This window comes from Streptomyces sp. NPDC058221 (assembly GCF_042882365.1).
Classification (GTDB): Bacteria; Actinomycetota; Actinomycetes; order Streptomycetales; family Streptomycetaceae; genus Streptomyces.
Genome location: NZ_JBHVWF010000152.1, coordinates 1 through 18,101, shown reverse-complemented (window position 1 = coordinate 18,101; position 18,101 = coordinate 1). Strand labels below are relative to the sequence as shown.

Sequence of the window (18,101 nt, the reverse complement as noted above, 5' to 3'; positions counted from 1 at the left end):
ACCTGATCAACCTCTTCCTGCCGGAGCGCATCCTGCTCGGCGGATGGGCCGACGGTGTGTGCCGGGGTGGGGCCGGAACTCCCCCGAAAGGACGGGCCCGCTGGGCCGGTTGCCGTAGTGACGGCGGGCCGTGCGGCCCGCAGCGGGTATGGCCTCCTCATGGACCAGTACGACAGCAGGCGCCCGCAGGACCGCCACCGCAGTCCGGAAGACGGCACACCGATCTACGACCGCCTTCTGGCCGAGTGGCAGGCGGCGCGTGGCGATCCTGGGCGAGTGGAACCCGATGAGCCCGGCCCGCCCAGCGCCGGCGGGCTCCTTCCGGCGGCGCGTACCTCCGGTGAAGCCCTCCCGGGTTGACGAAACGGTGTCGAACTTACGCTGGATCGAACCCATTTGAGTGGAAGTGCGCAACCGACTCCGCTGTGAGGGGTTGATCAGTGCGTTCCAGAACGGAACGCTTCGAAAGGTGATGTGTGATGAAGAAGATGATGGCCGGCGCGGCAGTGGCCGTGTCCATGGTCGGCCTGTCCGCCGCGGTTGCCCCCTCGGCCATGGCGATCGGTAACGACCAGGGCACGACGTCGGTCAACGGCAACGGGGCCGAGTCCTCGTTCGGCAACAGCGTGACCCGAGGCGACGGCAGCCCGCAGGCCCAGCTCGTCCAGGGCTCGCTGAACAAGCTCTGCGTCGGTGCGCCCGTCAAGGCCAACGTGGGCTCGCTCGTCGGCCTGCTCGTGCCCGTCGCGGTCCAGGACGTCGACGTCCTGTCCTCGCCGCAGAACCAGCAGTGCGCCGACAACTCCACCCAGGCCAAGGGCGACGAGGCCCTCTCGCACCTGGTGGACGACATCCCGGTCCTTTCCGGGAACGGCGTCGCCAACAACTGACGCCGGACACACGTGCCGCGGGCGGTCCGGGAAGTCCCGGGCCGCCCGCGGTGTGTCGGTGGTCGGCCGACGGACCGCCCGGGTACGCACGATGCCCACCGCCGCACGGGGCAGTGGGCATCGTGCGTACTGGGGTGGTCAGCCCAGGGTGCGTACCGGCAGGACGCAGTGTGCGGAGGTCGCGATGACCTCCGGGTCGCCGGCGAAGGACCGCAGCGTGTCCTCGGTCACCGGATGCCCCGGCGCGCCCTGCGGCCACGGGCGGGTGGCGAACATCGCGTGCACCTCGCCCTGTTCGCGGGCTGCCGCCAGCCACTCCGGGCGTGCGGGGTACTGGGCGGTGAAGTGAGGCAGCGTCAGGACGGCCTGGCCCGCCTGGACGAGGAGCTTCACCGGGAGCCCGGGCGTCTCGTCCGCGCGCACGGGACCGCCGCCTGCCGGAAGGCCGCTGCGCTCCAGGGCGATGCGCATCGCGGCCTCGCCGGCCGCCGGGCCGTCCGATCCGTCGCCGAGCGAGTAGGCGAGCAGGAAGGCGACTTCGTGTGCGGCGTGCGGATGCTCGCCGCTCCAGCCGATCAGGCTGAGGGTGCCCAACTGGGCCTGGGTGAAGGTGCCGGAGGCTGTCTGGGGGGAGGTCATGTCCGGCACCCTAACCGGGTGTGACCGGTTGAACTCCATGCGTATCACCCGATCGGGGGAGAGCGGGGAATATCGGCCGTCTGTGCCACCGGTCCCGACCGTTCCGCGGCATCCGGCCGGATGCCGCGTTAAATCGGTTGACGTCACCGGAGCGCCGCGGGCTATCGTGTGCGTTGTTACGGACGGCGGAGGAGACCGCCGGTGCCGGACCGTACGAGAAGCGGGAGGTGAGGACATTGATGACTGTCGTTGCGGTGGGCGCTGCCCACGAACCGAAGTACATCGTTCCCACCCCCGTGGCCGCCGGCTGACCTTCTTCGAGACTTCCGCGCCGCTGTGCGCAGTGCCGGGGCCACCCTGTGAAGGGTTTCCCTTGTCTTTCCCGATCTCCTCTTCCTTTTCCACTTCTCTCCCGCACCCGCTGGCCGCGTACGGCTGGGACGACGCGTGGGAGGCCGAGTTCGCCCCGTACGCCGAGCAGGGACTGCTGCCCGGGCGCGTGGTCCGGGTGGACCGCGGGCAGTGCGACATCGTCACCCCGCAGGGCACCTTCCGGGCCGACACCGCGTTCGTGGTGCCCCGCGACCCGATGCGCATCGTGTGCACGGGCGACTGGGCCGCCGTCGACCCCGAGGGCGACCCGCAGTTCGTCCGTACGCTGCTGCCGCGGCGCACGGCCTTCGTCCGCTCCACCTCGTCCAAGCGCTCCGAGGGCCAGGTGCTCGCCACCAACGTCGACCACATCGCCATCTGTGTCTCACTGGCGGTGGAGCTCGACCTGGGGCGGGTGGAACGGTTCCTCGCCCTCGCCATGTCCAGCACCGGCGGTGACGCGCTGCTGCGGGACGGGGCGTCGGCCGGGGACGGTGCCGCCGAGACCCTCGTCGTCCTGACCAAGGCCGACCTCGTCCCGGACGCCGCCACGCTGTCCCACCTCGTCCAGGACGTCGAGCGCCTCGCGCCCGGGGTGCAGGTGCTGCCCGTCAGCTCCACGACCGGTGAGGGCGTCGATGTGTTCGCCGCGATCGTCTCCGGCGGTACGAGCGTGCTCCTCGGGGCGTCCGGCGCGGGCAAGTCCACCCTCGCCAACACCCTGCTCGGGCACGACGAGATGGAGGTGCAGGCCACCCGCGACATGGACGGCAAGGGCCGGCACACCACCACGACCCGCAATCTGCTGGTGCTGCCCTCCGGCGGCGTCCTGATCGACACCCCGGGGCTGCGCGGAGTCGGCCTGTGGGACGCGGAGGCCGGCGTCGGCCAGGTCTTCTCCGAGATCGAGGAGCTGGCCGGGCAGTGCCGGTTCCACGACTGCGCCCACGAGGCCGAGCCTGGCTGCGCGGTGCTGGCGGCGCTCGAGGACGGATCGCTGCCCGAGCGGCGCATGGACAGCTACCGCAAGCTGCTGCGCGAGAACCAGCGCATCGTCGCCAAGACCGACGCCCGGGTCCGCAACGAGATCCGGCGCGACTGGAAGCGCAAGGGGGCCGAGGGCCGGGCCGCCATGGAGGCGAAGCGCGGCCGGGTCCGGTAGGCGCCGGGGCCCTGGTCGGCGTCCGAAAACCGCGAGTGCGGCGGTGCGTGTTGTCGCACACTGGACGGTGTGATGGACGAAGAGACCAGGTACGAGGCGGTGAGCAGCCGCGACGCGCGTTTCGACGGGGAGTTCTTCTTCGCCGTCGAGACGACCGGCATCTACTGCCGGCCGAGCTGCCCCGCCGTCACCCCCAAGCGCAGGAACGTCCGCTTCTACCCGACTGCGGCCGCCGCCCAGGGCAACGGCTTCCGGGCGTGCAGACGCTGCCGCCCGGACGCCGTTCCCGGCTCCGCGGACTGGAACGTCCGGGCCGATGTGGTCGGCCGTGCCATGCGGATGATCGGCGACGGCGTGGTGGACCGGGAGGGCGTCCCCGGTCTCGCAGGCCGGCTCGGCTACAGCTCGCGGCAGGTGCAGCGGCAGCTCAACGCGGAGCTGGGCGCCGGCCCGGTCGCCCTCGCCCGCGCCCAGCGCGCCCACACCGCCCGGGTGCTCCTCCAGACGACCGGGCTGCCCGTCACCGAGATCGCGTTCGCCGCCGGTTTCGCGAGCGTTCGCCAGTTCAACGACACGATCCGGCAGATCTACGCCCGCACCCCGAGCGAACTGCGGACCGAGGCGGGCACCGGACTCGGCGCCGCGGTACGGGAGGCGCGCACCACCGGCATCCCGCTCCGGCTCGCCCACCGGGGACCGTACGCGGCCCGTGAGATCTTCGATCTGCTCGCCGACGGGACGGTCGCCCGTATCGAGGAGGTCAGCGGCGAACCCGGCGCCCGCACCTACCGGCGCACGCTGCGGCTTCCGTACGGCACCGCCATCGCCGCCGTGGACGAACGGTCCGCCGGGTCCTGGCTGGAGGCCCGTATCCACCTCACGGATCTGCGCGATCTGACCACGGCGGTGCAGCGGCTGCGCCGGCTCTTCGACCTGGACGCCGATCCGTACGCCGTCGACGAACTGCTCGCCGCCGACCCGCTGCTCGCCCCGCTGGTCGCCGCCCGCCCCGGGCTGCGCTCGCCGGGCGCCGCCGACCCCGAGGAGTTCGCGGTGCGTGCGCTGGTCGGTCCGGCGGCGGCCGGGGGGTTGGTGGAGACGTACGGGAAGCGGCTGGACGTGCCCTGTGGCGGGCTCACGCATGTGTTCCCCGAACCGGACGTGCTGGCCGGTGCGGCGCCCGGCCCGGAGCTGCGGGCGCTGGCGGCCGCGCTCGCCGACGGCGGCGTACGGCTCGACGCGGGCGCCGACCGGGACGAGGCCGAGCAGGCGCTGCTGCGGCTGCCCGGCATCGGACCGGCCACCGCCGCGCTGATCCGGATGCGCGCGCTGGGCGACCCCGATGTCGATCCGTACGGGACGCCCGGCTCCGACCGGTGGCGGCCGTGGCGCTCCTACGGGGTGCGCCATGCGGGGTTCGCGGGCCGGGCGTCCGCCTGAGCCGGGCTCGGGCCGGCCGGCCCCAGCTGGGCGCCGGTCCGTTCGCGGTGACCGGGCGGATGGTCAGGTCCGGGCGGTCACCCGCCGCGGTGATCAGCGCCGAGTCGCCCTTGCGGAGCCGGATACGGACCGCGCCGTCGGCCAGTCCCTCATGGCCCAGCGGGCGTCCGTGCCGGTCACGCTCGTCGATCGCGCCCTCGATGCCGTGCCGTGCGACGCGGGGCGCGCCCGCCTCACCGGTGAGGCGCACCCAGCGGGTCCGGCCCCCTTCGCGTGCACGTCCATGGTGAACTCGGCGCCGCGGCCGACGCCAGGTATCAAGGCGTCAATGGGGCGTGAGAGATCCGATGTATTTCTCTCCACATGATCAGGCTTCGTCCATGTGACATCAGCCCCAGATCAACGCACCCAGCCAGGATCCGGTCACCAGCAGGCAGGCGAACAGTTCGGCCAGTACGGAGTAGCCGGTGGCCCGCATCACCGAGCGGACCGAGGCCCACCCCGCCCCCCGGCTGCCCAGCCGCAGCCGCTCCGCCCCGAAGATCACGCCCACGTACCCGAGGATCGCGCCCACCACCGGGACGACGAAGAACCCGGCGATCGCACCGATCCCGCCGAGCATCAAGGTCCGGCGCGGCGCACCCGACTCACGCGGGCGGCGCGGCGGCAGCAGCGGCTTGAGCGCCTGGTTCAGCAGCAGGAGCGCGGTGGCGCCGATCAGCACGGCCCAGGCAGCCGGAGTGTTGTCCGCCAGCGCCCACCACAGGACCGCGGCCCAGACGATCGCCTGACCGGGCACACCGGGCACCAGTACACCGATCAGGCCGAGCAGCATGACCAGGCCCACGGCGACGAGCTGCCACACACTCATCTGACCAGGGTGCCGGAATCCGGCCGGTCCCGCCCGTCGCCGAGCCCCGGAACGGGATCCGTCGGCGCAGCTCGGAGCCCTGGCGCCGGGTCCGGGGCCGATGGGCTCAGGCGCGCGGCTCGCGGGACACCCAGCCCCGCTCGTAGGCGTGCCAGCCCAGCTGCAGCCGGGTCGACACCCCGGTCAGCTCCATCAGGCCCTTGACCCGGCGCTGTACGGTCCGCAGCCCGAGCTCCAGCTGTTTCGCCGCACTGGCGTCGGTCAGCCCGGCCAGCAGCAGCGAGAGGATCTCCAGGTCCGTCGCATCGGGCCCGGTGGCGTTCTCCCGCACCAGGCCGCTCCGGCCGAGCCGTAGCGGCATCGCCTCGCGCCATACCGCCTCGAAGAGTCCCGTCAGCGACTCCAGCAGTCCCGACGCGTGCACCACCAGAGCCGCGGGCTCCGCGCCCCGCCCTGTCAGCGGCACCATCGCCAGCGTGGCGTCGGCGATGACCAGCTTCGTCGGCACCCGGTCCACGACCCGGCACTGCTCGTCACGGCTCAGCGCCGCCGACAGCTCCAGGATCCCGGACGGCAGCGCGAGCACCTCGCGCTCGACGACCACCCGGAACGACACCCCGCGGGTGGCGGCCTGCTCCTCGGACTCGTTGTCGAGACCGCTGACCGCGATCGGCTTCCCGGTGACCAGGGCGCACACCTCGCTCGTCGCACCCAGCTGGAGCTGATGGAAACGGTGCGCCACCGCGCTCGCGCCGGTGACCACCTCGACCAGGTCGTGGACGGCCGGTTCGGCGGCGTCCGCCCGGTACTCCTCCGCCAGCAGCGCCGCGGCCAGCTCCGCCTGCTCCAGCTCATGGCGCTGCTGCGTCAGCAGCGCACCCAGCGCGACCCCCGGCGGCGCCGCCACCCATCGCCCGGTACGGGCCGACGACTGGGCGGCGAGTCCGTGCTGCTCCAGCCGGCGCAGGGCCCGCTCGGTCTCCGGTTCGGTAAGCGCCAGCCGGTGGGCGAGATCGGAGACCTCCGCGGCTCCCAGTGCCACGAGCGCGCGGTAGGCCGACTCCTGTCTCTCGTCGAGACCTATGGCTCCCAGCATCCTCGGACCCCTCCCCGGACGCAGCGCTTCCGTGTCAGTGCGTGCTCCTCGGCCGGCCGGCCGTGGCGGAAAGCGGCCACGGCGTAAACCCGCCGTGGCACATCATCGCCGTACGCCCCGTCCCTCTGCCAATGTGGCGCCACCGCAGCACCAACAACCTCCGGAACGTGGCGCTTTGTGCTGCACGTTCCGGTTTTACTTGGGGAGAGCGATGCGTCCGATATCGCGTACGGCACTGGGGGCGGCCACCGCCGCCGTCCTGGCCGTCACGGTGATCGCGCCGTCCGTGGCAGCGCCACAGGACGACACGACCGCGAAGAGACCGCTGACCGGCAGTGCGACGGCCGGCACGGCGGGCAAGCCGGTCACCGTGACCCTGGTCACCGGCGACAAGGTGCTGGTGAACACGGACAGTTCGGGGAACGCCTCGGCCACCGCACTGGCCCGCGAGGACGGCACGCTCCCCCTCGTCCAGACCCGCCGCTCCGGCAAGGACCTCTACGTCTACCCGGACACCGCGGCCAAGGCGCTCGCCAAGGGCACGGTGGATGAGGAACTCTTCAACGTCACCGGCCTGATCCGGCAGGGTTACGACGACGCGCACGCGGACTCCGTACCGCTCATCGCCACCTACGCCAAGGACACCGCCCGCTCCGCGCCCGTCACCCCGCGCGGCGCCGAGCGCGGACTCGACCTCCCCGTCATCGACGGCGTGGCCCTCAAGGCGGACAAGGACAGGACCGCCGCGTTCTGGGCGGACGTCAACAGCACCCGCTCGCGCTCGGCCGCCGGGATGAAGAAGCTCTGGCTGGACCGCAAGGTCGAGGCCAGCCTCGACCGCTCCACCAAGCAGATCCGCGCCGACCTCGCCTGGGCCGCCGGTTACGACGGCAAGGGCACCAAGGTCGCCGTCCTGGACACCGGCGCCGACGCCGGACACCCGGACCTCAAGGGCCGGATCACCGAGTCGGAGAACTTCACCGACTCCGACACCACCGACGACCTCCAGGGCCACGGCACCCACACCCTCTCCACCGTGGGCGGCACCGGCGCGGCCAGCGGCGGCAAGAAGAAGGGCGTCGCCCCCGGCGCCGACCTGCTCGTCGGCAAGGTGCTCAACGACAGCGGCTCCGGCGACTCCTCCTGGATCATCGCGGGTATGCAGTGGGCCGTCGACCAGAAGGCCGACGTCGTCTCCATGAGCCTGGGCAGTGCGACACCGACCGACTGCACCGACCCGATGAGCCTGGCCGCCGAGGAGTTCGGCAAGAGCAAGGACACCCTGTTCGTCATCGCGGCAGGCAACGCGGGTCCCACCCTCAACACCGTCTCCTCGCCCGGCTGCGCGCCCAGTGTGCTGACCGTCGGCGCCGTCGACCGGGACGACTCCACCGCCCAGTTCTCCAGCCGCGGCCCCGCGATCGGCGCACACACCCTCAAGCCCGAGATCGCCGCCCCGGGCGTCGAGATCTCGGCGGCCGCGGCGGGCGGCCGCGGAATCTACGCGTACCAGACGATGTCCGGCACCTCGATGGCCACCCCGCATGTCGCGGGCGCCGCCGCCATCGTCGAGGAACGCCACCCCGACTGGACGGCGCAGCAGGTCAAGGCGGCACTCGTGTCGTCCGCGAAGAGCGACATCCCCGGTGACGTACGCGAGACCGGCGGTGGCCGGCTCGACGTCAAGGCGGCCATCGACACGACCGTGACCGGCTCGCCCGCCGTGCAGGGCGGCACCTACAACTGGCCGCAGGACACGACCGACCGCACCACCGTGCAGATCCCGTACACCAACACGGGCACCGAGCCGGTCAAGCTGGCCCTGAAGCTCCGGAGCGTCACGGGCAACGACGGTTCGGCCGTCCGCTCCTCCGTCGCCGCGCTCGGCGCGAAGAGCGTCACCGTGCCGGCCGGAGCGACGGTCCGGGTCCCGCTGAAGCTCGACCCGACCGCGAAGCTCCAGGACAGCCAGTACGGCGACGTCACCGGCCGGGTCCTGGCCACCGCCAAGGGCGGCGTGAAGGTCTCCACCCCGTTCTCGCTGTACGTCGGCGCCGAGACCGTCACCCTGCGCGTCAAGCTGATCGACACCAACGGCGATGCCGCCGGCGGCTCGTCGTCGCTGGACGTCATCGGCACCGACACCGCCAGTGGTGAGCGCCGGTTCAACGACGGCTCGACCGACCAGGTGTACCAGGTGCGCCCCGGCGCCTACTTCGTCTCCAGCTTCATCACCTCGGCCGACCCCGAGGACGCCACCGGCACCCTCGCCAAGTCCGTCGGCTACCTCGCCAGGCCGCAGCTGAACGTCGCCAAGGACACCACCCTGGTGCTCGACGCACGCAAGGCACACCGCATCCAGGTGAAGACCCGGGACCGGGCCAGCGAGACCCGCAGCGGCACCCTCGCCTTCGGCCGCGGCTGGGACGACGTCTGGCTGCACGCCGGATCCATCTCCGGCGGCAGCGTCATCAAGGACTACCGGGCCGACATCCGGGGCAAGGCCACTGACGGCGACTTCGAGTTCGACAGCTTCTGGCGCGCTTACGCCCCGCAGATCGAGAAGCTCTCGGTCGTGGGCGGCGCCACCCTCCACCCCACGACCGCGTCCAACGGCTCCGTCAACCTCGACGGCACCGGACGCGCCGCACTCGTCGACGCCGGCAGCGGCACCCCCGAGGAGCTGAAGGCCGCCGGAGTGTCCGGCAAGATCGCCCTGGTCGGTGTTCCGGACGAGGGCACCGTCGTCACCCAGGCGCGTGACGCCAAGGCCGCCGGAGCCGTGGCGATCATCACGCACCGCCCGTCAGCGGGCCCCTGGCAGCCCTCCGTCGGATACGGGTCGGCGCCCCTGCCCTCGCTCGGCATCCAGGCCGACGAGGCGAAGGCCCTGACCGGGGCGCTGGCCGCCGGACCGGTGAAGCTGAGCTGGAAGGCCACGGCCGTCAGCCCGTTCGTCTACAACCTGGCCTTCTCCGAGACGGGCGACCTCACCTCGAACCGCACGTACCAGGTCAAGGACAAGGCGCTCGGCGCGGTCAGGTCCACCTATGAATCGATGGGCGTCAAGACCGACTTCGTCGACACGCTGCTCGTCTCCCGCCCCTATGGAGCGAGCTACTCCGTCGGTGCGTTCGACACCGTCGCCGCACCGGGCAAGCGCACCGAGTACTACACGGCGGGCGACTCCAGCTGGCAGCAGGCACTCTCCTCCAGCTTCCCCTGGGGCGAGTTCATGATGGACGAGTTCCGCACCTACAAGGCCGGTTCCACGCGCTCCTCGGACTGGTACCGGGGCGTCGTCGTGCCGTCCGCACCCCGCGACGACCAGGGCGAGGAGCAGCTCGCAGCCGAACGCCAGGACAATCTGATCGGCGTCGCCCCGGGCTTCTGGAGCGACACCGAACACAGCGGTCTCCAGGGCTCCTTCGGGGACATGGGCACCATGCGGCTGAGCAGCGGCGGCAAGCTGATCGGCGAGTCGGGCTGGCCGTCCGGGGTGTTCACCGTCCCGGCGGAAGACGCCGCGTACGAACTCACCATGACGACCACGAAGTCGGGGCAGCCGGCCGCCGTGTGGAAGCGTTCCACCGCCACCGAGACCACCTGGAAGTTCCGCTCGCACCGGGACGAGAACGTCTACTCGCAGGGCATCCCGCTGCTCTTCCCCGGCTACGATCTGCCCTCGGACGGCATGAAGACCCTGGCGGCGAAGGACGGCCAGAAGATCGGACTGAGCGTCACCGGCCACGCCGGCTACACGCCAGGCAAGCTCACCGCCGCCGAGGTCTCGTACTCGTACGACGGCGGCGAGACCTGGACCGAGGCCACCACCGCACAGCAGGGCGGCCGTTGGACCGCGACCGTGAACCACGCGGAAGCGGCCGGCAAGCCGGTCACCCTGAGGACCGAACTGACGGACGCCAAGGGCAACTCCGTCGTCCAGACCGTGACCGACGCCTACGCGGTGCGCTGACGCCGGATCACTTGGGACCGGTCCGCCGGGCGTCCTTCCCGTGGGGGGTGGGGCCGCCCGGCGGACCTTCTTCACGGGCGGGCCCGGCCACATTTTCCCGATGACCCGTTTTCGCGAGGCCCCCGCGGTGGACAATAAGGGCATGAGTCAGCAGGGGGAGAGGCCCGCCGCCCACGAGGACGACTGGTGGCGCAGGCTGTACGACGAATCCGCACCGGACACCGGGGCGAGCCAGGCGGCCGACAGTCTCGACGACCGCTTCGACTCGGTGTCGGGCGCCGTCGGAGCCGACGGCCGCGAGGCGCACGGGGCCGTGGCCGCGGTGCCCGAGCCACGGGTGGCGCCGCCGGAGGCCGTCGGACAGGAGGAAGCACCGCCCGGTCCGACACCGCCACCTGCTCCGCAGCCGAGGGAGCCGGCGCGCGCCCCCTGGGAGCCCCCGACCGGTCAACCCGGTCCGCGGACCTTCACGGCGGCTGCTCCGGAGGCGCGTCCGGAGCCCGCGCCGGAGCTCGTGGCGCCTGCGCCGGAGCCGGACCCCGCTCCGTCCACGGTGGCGGCGCCACCGGATCCTGGACCGGAACCGCAGACGGCGCAGGCACCGCAGACGCCGCGGGAACCACACGCACCGCAGGCATCACAGGAAACACACGCACCGCAGGCTGCACCGCCCGCACCGGAGCCGCCCACGGCAACAGCGGCCCCACCGCCCGCACAGGACCCCCTCCCGCCGCCCGCACCGGATGCCCTCCCGCCGTCCGCACCGGAGCCGCCCTCATCATCGACCGCGCCCGCTCCGCCCCCGCCCGCCGATCCGCGGGTCGTCCGGAGCCTGCCGGCCGACGGGCGCGTGGCGGAGCCCTTCACGGCCGAGGCGCCGGCCCGCGTCCCCCCGGCGCCCGCTGCCGGCACGGTGCCGCCGTTGCCCAGGCGGCCGCTCGTCGAGCGGGGCGCCGACGAACGGAGCGAGGCAAAGGCTCCTGCGGCCCCGGAGCCACCGGCCTCCGCCGCCGAGGCCCCCCGCCCCGCGATCGGCCACGTGGGCGCCCGGCCGCCCACGTACGACGCCGAGCCCACCGCGCTGCCCGCCACCGACCCGCGTGAGATCCATGCCCTCGTCGCCGACACCGTGCTCGACGGCGCCGGCTACGGGACGTACACCCTGCGCGCCGCCTCGGTGCGCGGTGACTCCGCTCGGTTCCGGGGCGAGCCCCGGCGCGACGCACTGCTCACCGTGCGCTTCGGCACCGCCGAGAACGCCCTCGTCCTGGTCGCCGTCGCGGGCGGCGCCCGCGCCGCCGACGGCGTGCATCCGGCCGCCGCCGCCGACGCCTGCCGCTGGATCGGTGAGGCCGTGGGACGCAGCCACGTCCGGCTCTCGGAGGACATAAGGGCGGGCCGCCGCGGCGACCTCAAGTCCGGTCTGCACCGGCTCACCGACCGCACCTACGGCAAGCTCCGCGCCCGCGCCGCCGAACTCGGCCTGGAACCGCAGGAGTACACGGCCGGCCTGCGCTGCCTCCTGCTGTCCGCCGATCCCGGCTGCCGGACCCGGGTCTTCTTCGGAGTCGGTGGCGGCGGGCTCTTCCGGCTGCGCGACGGCAGCTGGCAGGACCTCGAACCGGTGGTACCGCACCCCGGCGAACTGGCCGGGGAGGGCGTGGTCGGATTCGGCTCCTCGCCGCCCGAGAGCGGGCCGGAGGGCGAGCGGCTGACCATGGACCTGGGGATCACCACCGCACCGCCCCCGTACATCGAGAGCCCGGTACCGCCGCCCGCCGAGCCGTTCCGGTTCCGCGCCTCGATCGCCCGGCCGGGCGACACCCTGCTGTTGTGCAGCACCGGTCTGGCCGATCCGCTGCGCGGCGAACCCGCACTCGCCGACGAGCTCGCCGAACGCTGGGCGCCGGGCCCCGCGCCGGGCCTCGCGGCGTTCCTCGCGGACACCCAGCTCAGGGTGAAGGGGTACGCCGACGACCGGACGGCGGTCGGCGTCTGGGAGGCGTAACGACGCGTGCCATGGGTTGATGGACTCCGGAGAACCCGTCCGGCCGAGGTTTCGCGCCCCCGGGTCCGGACAGCCGAACGTGCACGGAGCACAGGCAGAGGGAGAACGCACCCATGGCCAAGCAGAACGTGTCGGAGCAGTTCGTCGACATCCTCGCCCGCGCGGGCGTCAAGCGCCTGTACGGGGTGGTCGGCGACAGCCTCAACCCGGTCGTCGACGCCATCAGGCGGCACTCGGACATGGACTGGATCCAGGTCAGACACGAGGAGACGGCCGCGTTCGCCGCCGGTGCGGAGGCGCAGATCACCGGCTCGCTGGCGGCCTGCGCCGGATCGTGCGGGCCGGGCAACCTGCACCTCATCAACGGGCTCTACGACGCCCACCGCTCCATGGCACCCGTGCTCGCGCTCGCCTCGCACATCCCGTCGAGCGAGATCGGCCTCGGCTACTTCCAGGAGACCCATCCGGAGCTGCTCTTCCAGGAGTGCAGCCACTACAACGAGATGATCTCCAACCCGCAGCAGATGCCGCGGCTGCTCCAGACGGCCATCCAGCACGCGATCGGCAGGGGCGGTGTCAGCGTCGTCTCGATGCCGGGCGACATCGCCTCGCAGGCCGCGCCGGAGAAGACCATCGAGCACGCCCTGGTCACCTCGCGGCCCTCCGTGCGACCGGGCGACGAGGAGATCGAGAAGCTCTGCCGGATGGTCGACGAGGCCAAACGGGTGACGCTGTTCTGCGGCAGCGGAACGGCGGGCGCGCACGCCGAGGTCATGGAGTTCGCCGAGCGGGTGAAGTCCCCGGTCGGGCACGCGCTGCGCGGCAAGGAGTGGATCCAGTACGACAACCCGTACGACGTCGGTATGAGCGGACTGCTCGGCTACGGCGCCGCCTACGAGGCCACCAACGAGTGCGATCTGCTGATCCTGCTCGGCACGGACTTCCCGTACAACGCCTTCCTGCCCACCGATGTGAAGATCGTCCAGGTCGATGTGCGGCCCGAGCACCTGGGCCGCCGCTCCAAGCTCGATCTGGCGGTCTGGGGCGATGTCCGCGAGACGCTTCGCTGTCTGACCCCGCGGGTGAAGGCGAAGACCGACCGCAAGTTCCTCGACCGGATGCTGAAGAAGCACGCCGACGCGCTGGAGGGCGTGGTCAAGGCGTACACCCGCAAGGTCGAGAAGCACGTCCCGATCCACCCCGAGTACGTGGCCTCGGTGCTGGACGAACTTGCCGACGAGGACGCCGTGTTCACTGTGGACACCGGCATGTGCAACGTCTGGGCGGCCCGCTACCTGACGCCGAACGGCAAACGCCGGGTGATCGGTTCGTTCAGCCACGGCTCGATGGCGAACGCCCTGCCACAGGCCATCGGCGCGCAGTTCACGGACCGCAACCGGCAGGTCGTCTCGATGTCCGGGGACGGCGGGTTCACCATGCTGATGGGGGACTTCCTGACCCTGGTCCAGTACGACCTGCCGGTGAAGGTCGTACTGTTCAACAACTCCGCGCTCGGCATGGTCGAGCTGGAGATGCTGGTGGCGGGACTGCCGTCGTTCGGCACGACCAACAAGAACCCGGACTTCGCGGCCATCGCGCGGGCGTCGGGTGCCTACGGCGTACGGGTCGAGAAGCCCAAGCAGCTCGAAAGCGCGCTCAAGGACGCCTTCAAGCACAAGGGCCCGGCGCTCGTCGATGTGGTCACCGACCCCAACGCGCTGTCCATCCCGCCGAAGATCAGCGCGGACATGGTGACCGGCTTCGCGCTCTCCGCCAGCAAGATCGTGCTGGACGGCGGAGTGGGCCGGATGGTCCAGATGGCCCGCTCCAACCTCCGCAACGTGCCCCGGCCCTGAGACCGCGCGTGGCCCGGACCGGGGCGGCCGCTCACGCCGGGGTCAGCCGCAGCGTCAGGATCTGGAACGGCCGCAGCGCGAGCACCAGGCCGTACTCGTCGGTCGTAGCCTCGTGCAGCGGCCGTTCCAGCAGATCCGTGATCTGCGCCCCGACGACGGGGAAGGAGACCCGGAGCGTGGCGTCGGCCCGGCCGCCCGCAGACTCGTAGAGCCGGACGATCACGTCGCCGCTGCGGTCGTCGGCGAGCTTCACCGACTCCACGGTCACCGCCGGATGGCCGGTCGACACGGCCGACTCCACCACCGGGGCGACCGCGGCGCGCAGCGGCAGGTTGAGCGCCAGGCCCGCCCGCACCGCGTCGGTGATCCCGACGCCGGGCGCCAGCGCGTACCGGAACCGGTGGGTGCCGAGGTCGGCCTCCGGGTCGGGGCTGTGCGGGGCGCGCAGCAGAGTCAGCCGTACGGTCGTGCCGAGGCCCGCCGGATGCGGGGTCCGGGTGACCTCGTGCCCGTACGTCGAGTCGTTGAGCAGCGCGACGCCGTAGCCCGGTTCGGCGACCCGCAGCCAGCGGTGGGCGCAGATCTCGAAACGGGCCGCGTCCCAGCCGGTGTTGCCGTGCGTCGGCCGGTGGACGTGGCCGAACTGGATCTCCGACGCGGACCGCTCGGCGTGCACATCGAGCGGGAAGGCCGCCTTGAGGACCTTCTCCGACTCCTGCCAGTCCACCTCGGTCTCGATGTCGACCTGCCTGCTCCCCGCAGCCAGCCGGATCTCCTGCACGACGCGGGAGGAGCCGAACGCGCGCACCACACGCACGGCCGCCCGCAGCGGCCCCTCCTCCACCAGCTCGACCAGTTCCGCCCCGGTCAGATCGGTGCGCGAGCGGCGGTAGTGGACGTCGATGTCCCAGGCGTCCCAGTTGTTCGGGTGGTCCGGGTGCAGCTGGAGAAGGTTGGCCCGATGGCCCGGGACGAGGACCTCCCGGCCCGCCGGGAGGTCACGCACGGAGGTGATCAGCCCGTCCCGGTCGACGACGACCCGCAGCAGCCCGTTGTCGAGGACGATCCCGCCGTCCTCGACGACGCCGGCCGAGCCCCCTCGTTCCGGGACCTCCGCTCCGTCCAGCAGCCCGGCGCCGAGCCCCGGTGACTCGGCGAGAACCGCGGTGCGCCCGTCGCCCAACGGCTGCACATGCGACCCGGACGGCAGTACCGCACTCGCCTCGGCATCCAGCTCCATCACCTGACTGCGTGCGTACGGTGAGGAGTTGAGCGCCACCAGACCTTGTGCCGCACCGAGCGCGGCCACCGCATCAGCCACCAGGTCGGCCAGTTCCTCGCGTACCCGCTCATAGGTGTCACGGGCCTCGCGGTGGACCCAGGCGATGGACGAGCCGGGCAGGATGTCGTGGAACTGGTGCAGCAGGACCGTCTTCCAGATCCGGTCCAGCACCTCGTACGGGTAGCGGTACGAAGTGGACCGAAGGGCCGCCTGTGTCGCCCACAACTCGGCCTCTCGCAGCAGGTGTTCACTGCGGCGATTGCCCTGCTTCGTCTTCGCCTGCGTGGTGTACGTCGCCCGGTGCAGCTCCAGGTACAGCTCGCCGGACCAGACCGGCGCCTGCGCCCCGTACTCCTCCTCGGCCGCGGCGAAGAACGCCGACGGCTTCTCGATCTCGACCCGCGGGGAGCCCTCCAGGCTGCCGAGCCTGCGGGCCTTCTCCATCATCTCCCGCGTCGGACCGCCGCCGCCGTCACCCCAGCCGAACGGCAGCAGTGAGCGGGTGGCCCGGCCCTTGTCCCTGAAGTTCCTCTCGGCATGGGCGAGTTCGAGACCGTGGAAGTGGCCGTTGTAGGTATCGGCGGGCGGGAAGTGGGTGAAGACCCGGGTGCCGTCGATGCCCTCCCACCAGAACGTGTGATGCGGCATCGGGTTGGTCTGGTTCCACGACAGCTTCTGGGTCAGGAACCACCGGATCCCGGCCAGCGCGGCCAGCTGCGGGAAGGCGGCCGTGCAGCCGAAGGAGTCGGGCAGCCAGATCTCCTCGGTCTCCACGCCCAGTTCCTGCTCGAAGAACCGCTTCCCGTGCACGATCTGCCGGGCCAGCGCCTCACCGCCCGGCATATTGGCGTCGGACTCCACCCACATCGAACCGACGGGCTCCCACTGCCCGTCCGCCACTGCCCGCACGATCCGCTTCCAGATGTGCGGCTGGTGCTCCTTGACCCAGGCGTACTGCTGGGCCTGCGAGCAGGCGAAGACCAGCTCCGGGTAGTCCCGGGCGAGTGCGGTGACATTGGCGAAGGTGCGCGAGGCCTTGCGCACCGTCTCGCGCAGCGGCCACAGCCACGCCGAATCGATGTGTGCGTGCCCGGTGGCCGAGATCCGGTGCGCGCTCGCCGACGCGGGCCTGGACAGGACTTCGGCCAGCTCGGCCCGTCCGGCCGCCGCGGTCCCGGCCACATCGTGCAGATCGAGGGCGTCGAGCATCCGCTCCAGGGCCCGCAGGATCTCGTGCCGCCGCGACCGGTCGGCGGACAGCTCCCGCATCAGTTCGGACAGCACCTCGATGTCGAGGACGAGATGCCAGACCTCCTCGTCCAGCACCGCGAGGTCGGCGGAGGCGAACCGGTAGAGCGGATCGTCCCCTGCCGTGAGTACGTCCCCGAGCGGGGTCGGCTCGAACCCGTGCTCCAGCACCGCCGGATTGGCCGCCGCCTCCAGGAGGAGCGAGATCTGCTCACCACCGGCAGCCGGCGCGCCGACGGTCAGATGCCGGTTGCGAGGATGGACGCCTTTGAGCGGAACACCTTCGGAGTCGTACAGCATCCCCTCGGCCTGGAAGCCGGGAGCCTGGCCGGAGAAGCCCGGATCGACCACGACCTCGACCCGGAGCCCCGCCCACTCCTGCGGCACCGTGCCGTCCAGCCGGAACCAGCTGGTGGCCCACGGGCTGCCCCACGCGGCGGGGGCCGTGAACGGTTCGTACCGCGCGCCGAGCGCCTCCGCCACCGGAACCGGCTCGCCCGGCACATGCCACACCGCCAGCGCGAGCGGGGTCCGCGCCGCGTACTCGGCGGGGCGGATGAACTGGCGCAGGGCCCGCTCCAGCCGGCCCTCCACCAGTGAGCTGTCGTCGTGCATGCTGCTCCTCTTGTCGCCACCTGCGCGCGGTCGAGGGCTTGCCTTCCCCGGTGGCGGGTATCCACCCCTCGCCGGCCGGGGCGCGGGACCGGGGAGTCCACGCCGGTGGGGTGGCCGTCAGAGCAGTCGCAGGGTGCCCGGAGCCGTCTCCTCCCGGATGATCTCCAGCAGCCGGTCGAAGAGCGTCGGCCCCAGGCCGGCCTCCGCCTGCGCCAGCTCCTGCCGCAGCCGCGGCAGATTGTCCGGATGGGCGCGGCCGAACAGGCCGCGGACGTAGCGGGCGGTCTCCTCGTGGCCCAGGGCACGCGCCGAGCGGGCGTGGTCCCGCCACTCGATGACGAAGTCGTCGTCGTCCGGCGTGCCCATCCCGCCTCTCAGGCAGTCCGCGAAGGAGTCGAGCCCGTTGCCGAAGTAGCCGCCGGGGCCGTTCACCGCCTCGCCGACCACGTTCCAGAATCGCTCCAGGCCGGTGACCTCGGAGCCGTCGATCGCATAGGTCACGGTCATGGGGGGAGCGTACAAGCCTGTCTCTTCGGTGATCCGCGCCGCAGGTGGGGGACTACGGCGCGGATCCGTCCGGGGAAGGGTTCAGCAGGTTTGGTCGACGAGGTCGAACGTCACGTAGTGGTCGGCCGTGTAGTAGTCC

At 72.0% G+C, this 18,101-nt stretch carries 11 protein-coding genes; 6 read left to right on the top strand and 5 right to left on the bottom strand.

The window, feature by feature from the left end:
* The first annotated feature begins 479 nt into the window (after nucleotides 1-479).
* Complete coding sequence (locus ACFVW8_RS32775; RefSeq protein WP_389696500.1) at nucleotides 480-890, top strand: rodlin; 411 nt, start codon at nucleotides 480-482, stop codon at nucleotides 888-890.
* Between the two features lie 138 nt (nucleotides 891-1,028).
* On the opposite strand, the gene ACFVW8_RS32770 is transcribed toward ACFVW8_RS32775, so the two are convergent.
* Nucleotides 1,029-1,529, bottom strand: a complete 501-nt coding sequence (locus ACFVW8_RS32770) for a DUF5949 family protein (RefSeq protein WP_389696498.1) — start codon at nucleotides 1,527-1,529, stop codon at nucleotides 1,029-1,031.
* Nucleotides 1,530-1,902: 373 nt separating this feature from the next.
* Here ACFVW8_RS32770 and rsgA point away from each other — a divergent pair, with 373 nt between their 5' ends.
* Complete coding sequence (rsgA, locus tag ACFVW8_RS32765) at nucleotides 1,903-3,063, top strand: ribosome small subunit-dependent GTPase A (protein WP_389696496.1); 1,161 nt, start codon at nucleotides 1,903-1,905, stop codon at nucleotides 3,061-3,063.
* Nucleotides 3,064-3,135: 72 nt separating this feature from the next.
* Entirely contained in the window at nucleotides 3,136-4,503 is a 1,368-nt protein-coding gene (locus ACFVW8_RS32760) for a DNA-3-methyladenine glycosylase 2 family protein (protein ID WP_389696502.1), read from the top strand.
* A 388-nt stretch (nucleotides 4,504-4,891) separates the two neighbouring features.
* Here ACFVW8_RS32760 and ACFVW8_RS32755 read toward each other — a convergent pair whose 3' ends face one another.
* A complete protein-coding gene (locus ACFVW8_RS32755; protein ID WP_389696494.1) occupies nucleotides 4,892-5,374 on the bottom strand; it encodes a DUF456 domain-containing protein in 483 nt (160 codons plus the stop codon).
* Nucleotides 5,375-5,480: 106 nt separating this feature from the next.
* Nucleotides 5,481-6,470, bottom strand: coding sequence for a helix-turn-helix domain-containing protein (locus tag ACFVW8_RS32750; RefSeq protein ID WP_389696492.1), 990 nt, complete (start codon nucleotides 6,468-6,470; stop codon nucleotides 5,481-5,483).
* 211 nt (nucleotides 6,471-6,681) lie between these two features.
* Between ACFVW8_RS32750 and ACFVW8_RS32745 the strand changes: the two genes are divergently transcribed.
* The 3 genes from ACFVW8_RS32745 (at nucleotide 6,682) to ACFVW8_RS32735 (ending at nucleotide 14,310) form a co-directional block, all read left to right on the top strand.
* The gene (locus ACFVW8_RS32745; RefSeq protein WP_389696490.1) at nucleotides 6,682-10,446 is read left to right on the top strand and encodes a S8 family serine peptidase; all 3,765 of its coding nucleotides are present in this window, start codon (nucleotides 6,682-6,684) and stop codon (nucleotides 10,444-10,446) included.
* A 142-nt stretch (nucleotides 10,447-10,588) separates the two neighbouring features.
* The gene (locus ACFVW8_RS32740; RefSeq protein ID WP_389696488.1) at nucleotides 10,589-12,454 is read left to right on the top strand and encodes a protein phosphatase 2C domain-containing protein; all 1,866 of its coding nucleotides are present in this window, start codon (nucleotides 10,589-10,591) and stop codon (nucleotides 12,452-12,454) included.
* A gap of 113 nt (nucleotides 12,455-12,567) precedes the next feature.
* Nucleotides 12,568-14,310 carry a pyruvate dehydrogenase gene (locus ACFVW8_RS32735; protein WP_389696486.1) on the top strand — a complete coding sequence of 581 codons (1,743 nt, stop codon included), beginning with the start codon at nucleotides 12,568-12,570 and terminating at the stop codon, nucleotides 14,308-14,310.
* A 31-nt stretch (nucleotides 14,311-14,341) separates the two neighbouring features.
* On the opposite strand, the gene ACFVW8_RS32730 is transcribed toward ACFVW8_RS32735, so the two are convergent.
* Both ACFVW8_RS32730 and ACFVW8_RS32725 read right to left on the bottom strand, forming a co-directional pair.
* A complete protein-coding gene (locus ACFVW8_RS32730) occupies nucleotides 14,342-17,455 on the bottom strand; it encodes an alpha-mannosidase (protein WP_389696484.1) in 3,114 nt (1,037 codons plus the stop codon).
* Nucleotides 17,456-17,572: 117 nt separating this feature from the next.
* Entirely contained in the window at nucleotides 17,573-17,962 is a 390-nt protein-coding gene (locus tag ACFVW8_RS32725) for a barstar family protein (protein WP_389696482.1), read from the bottom strand.
* Between the last annotated feature and the right edge of the window lie 139 nt (nucleotides 17,963-18,101).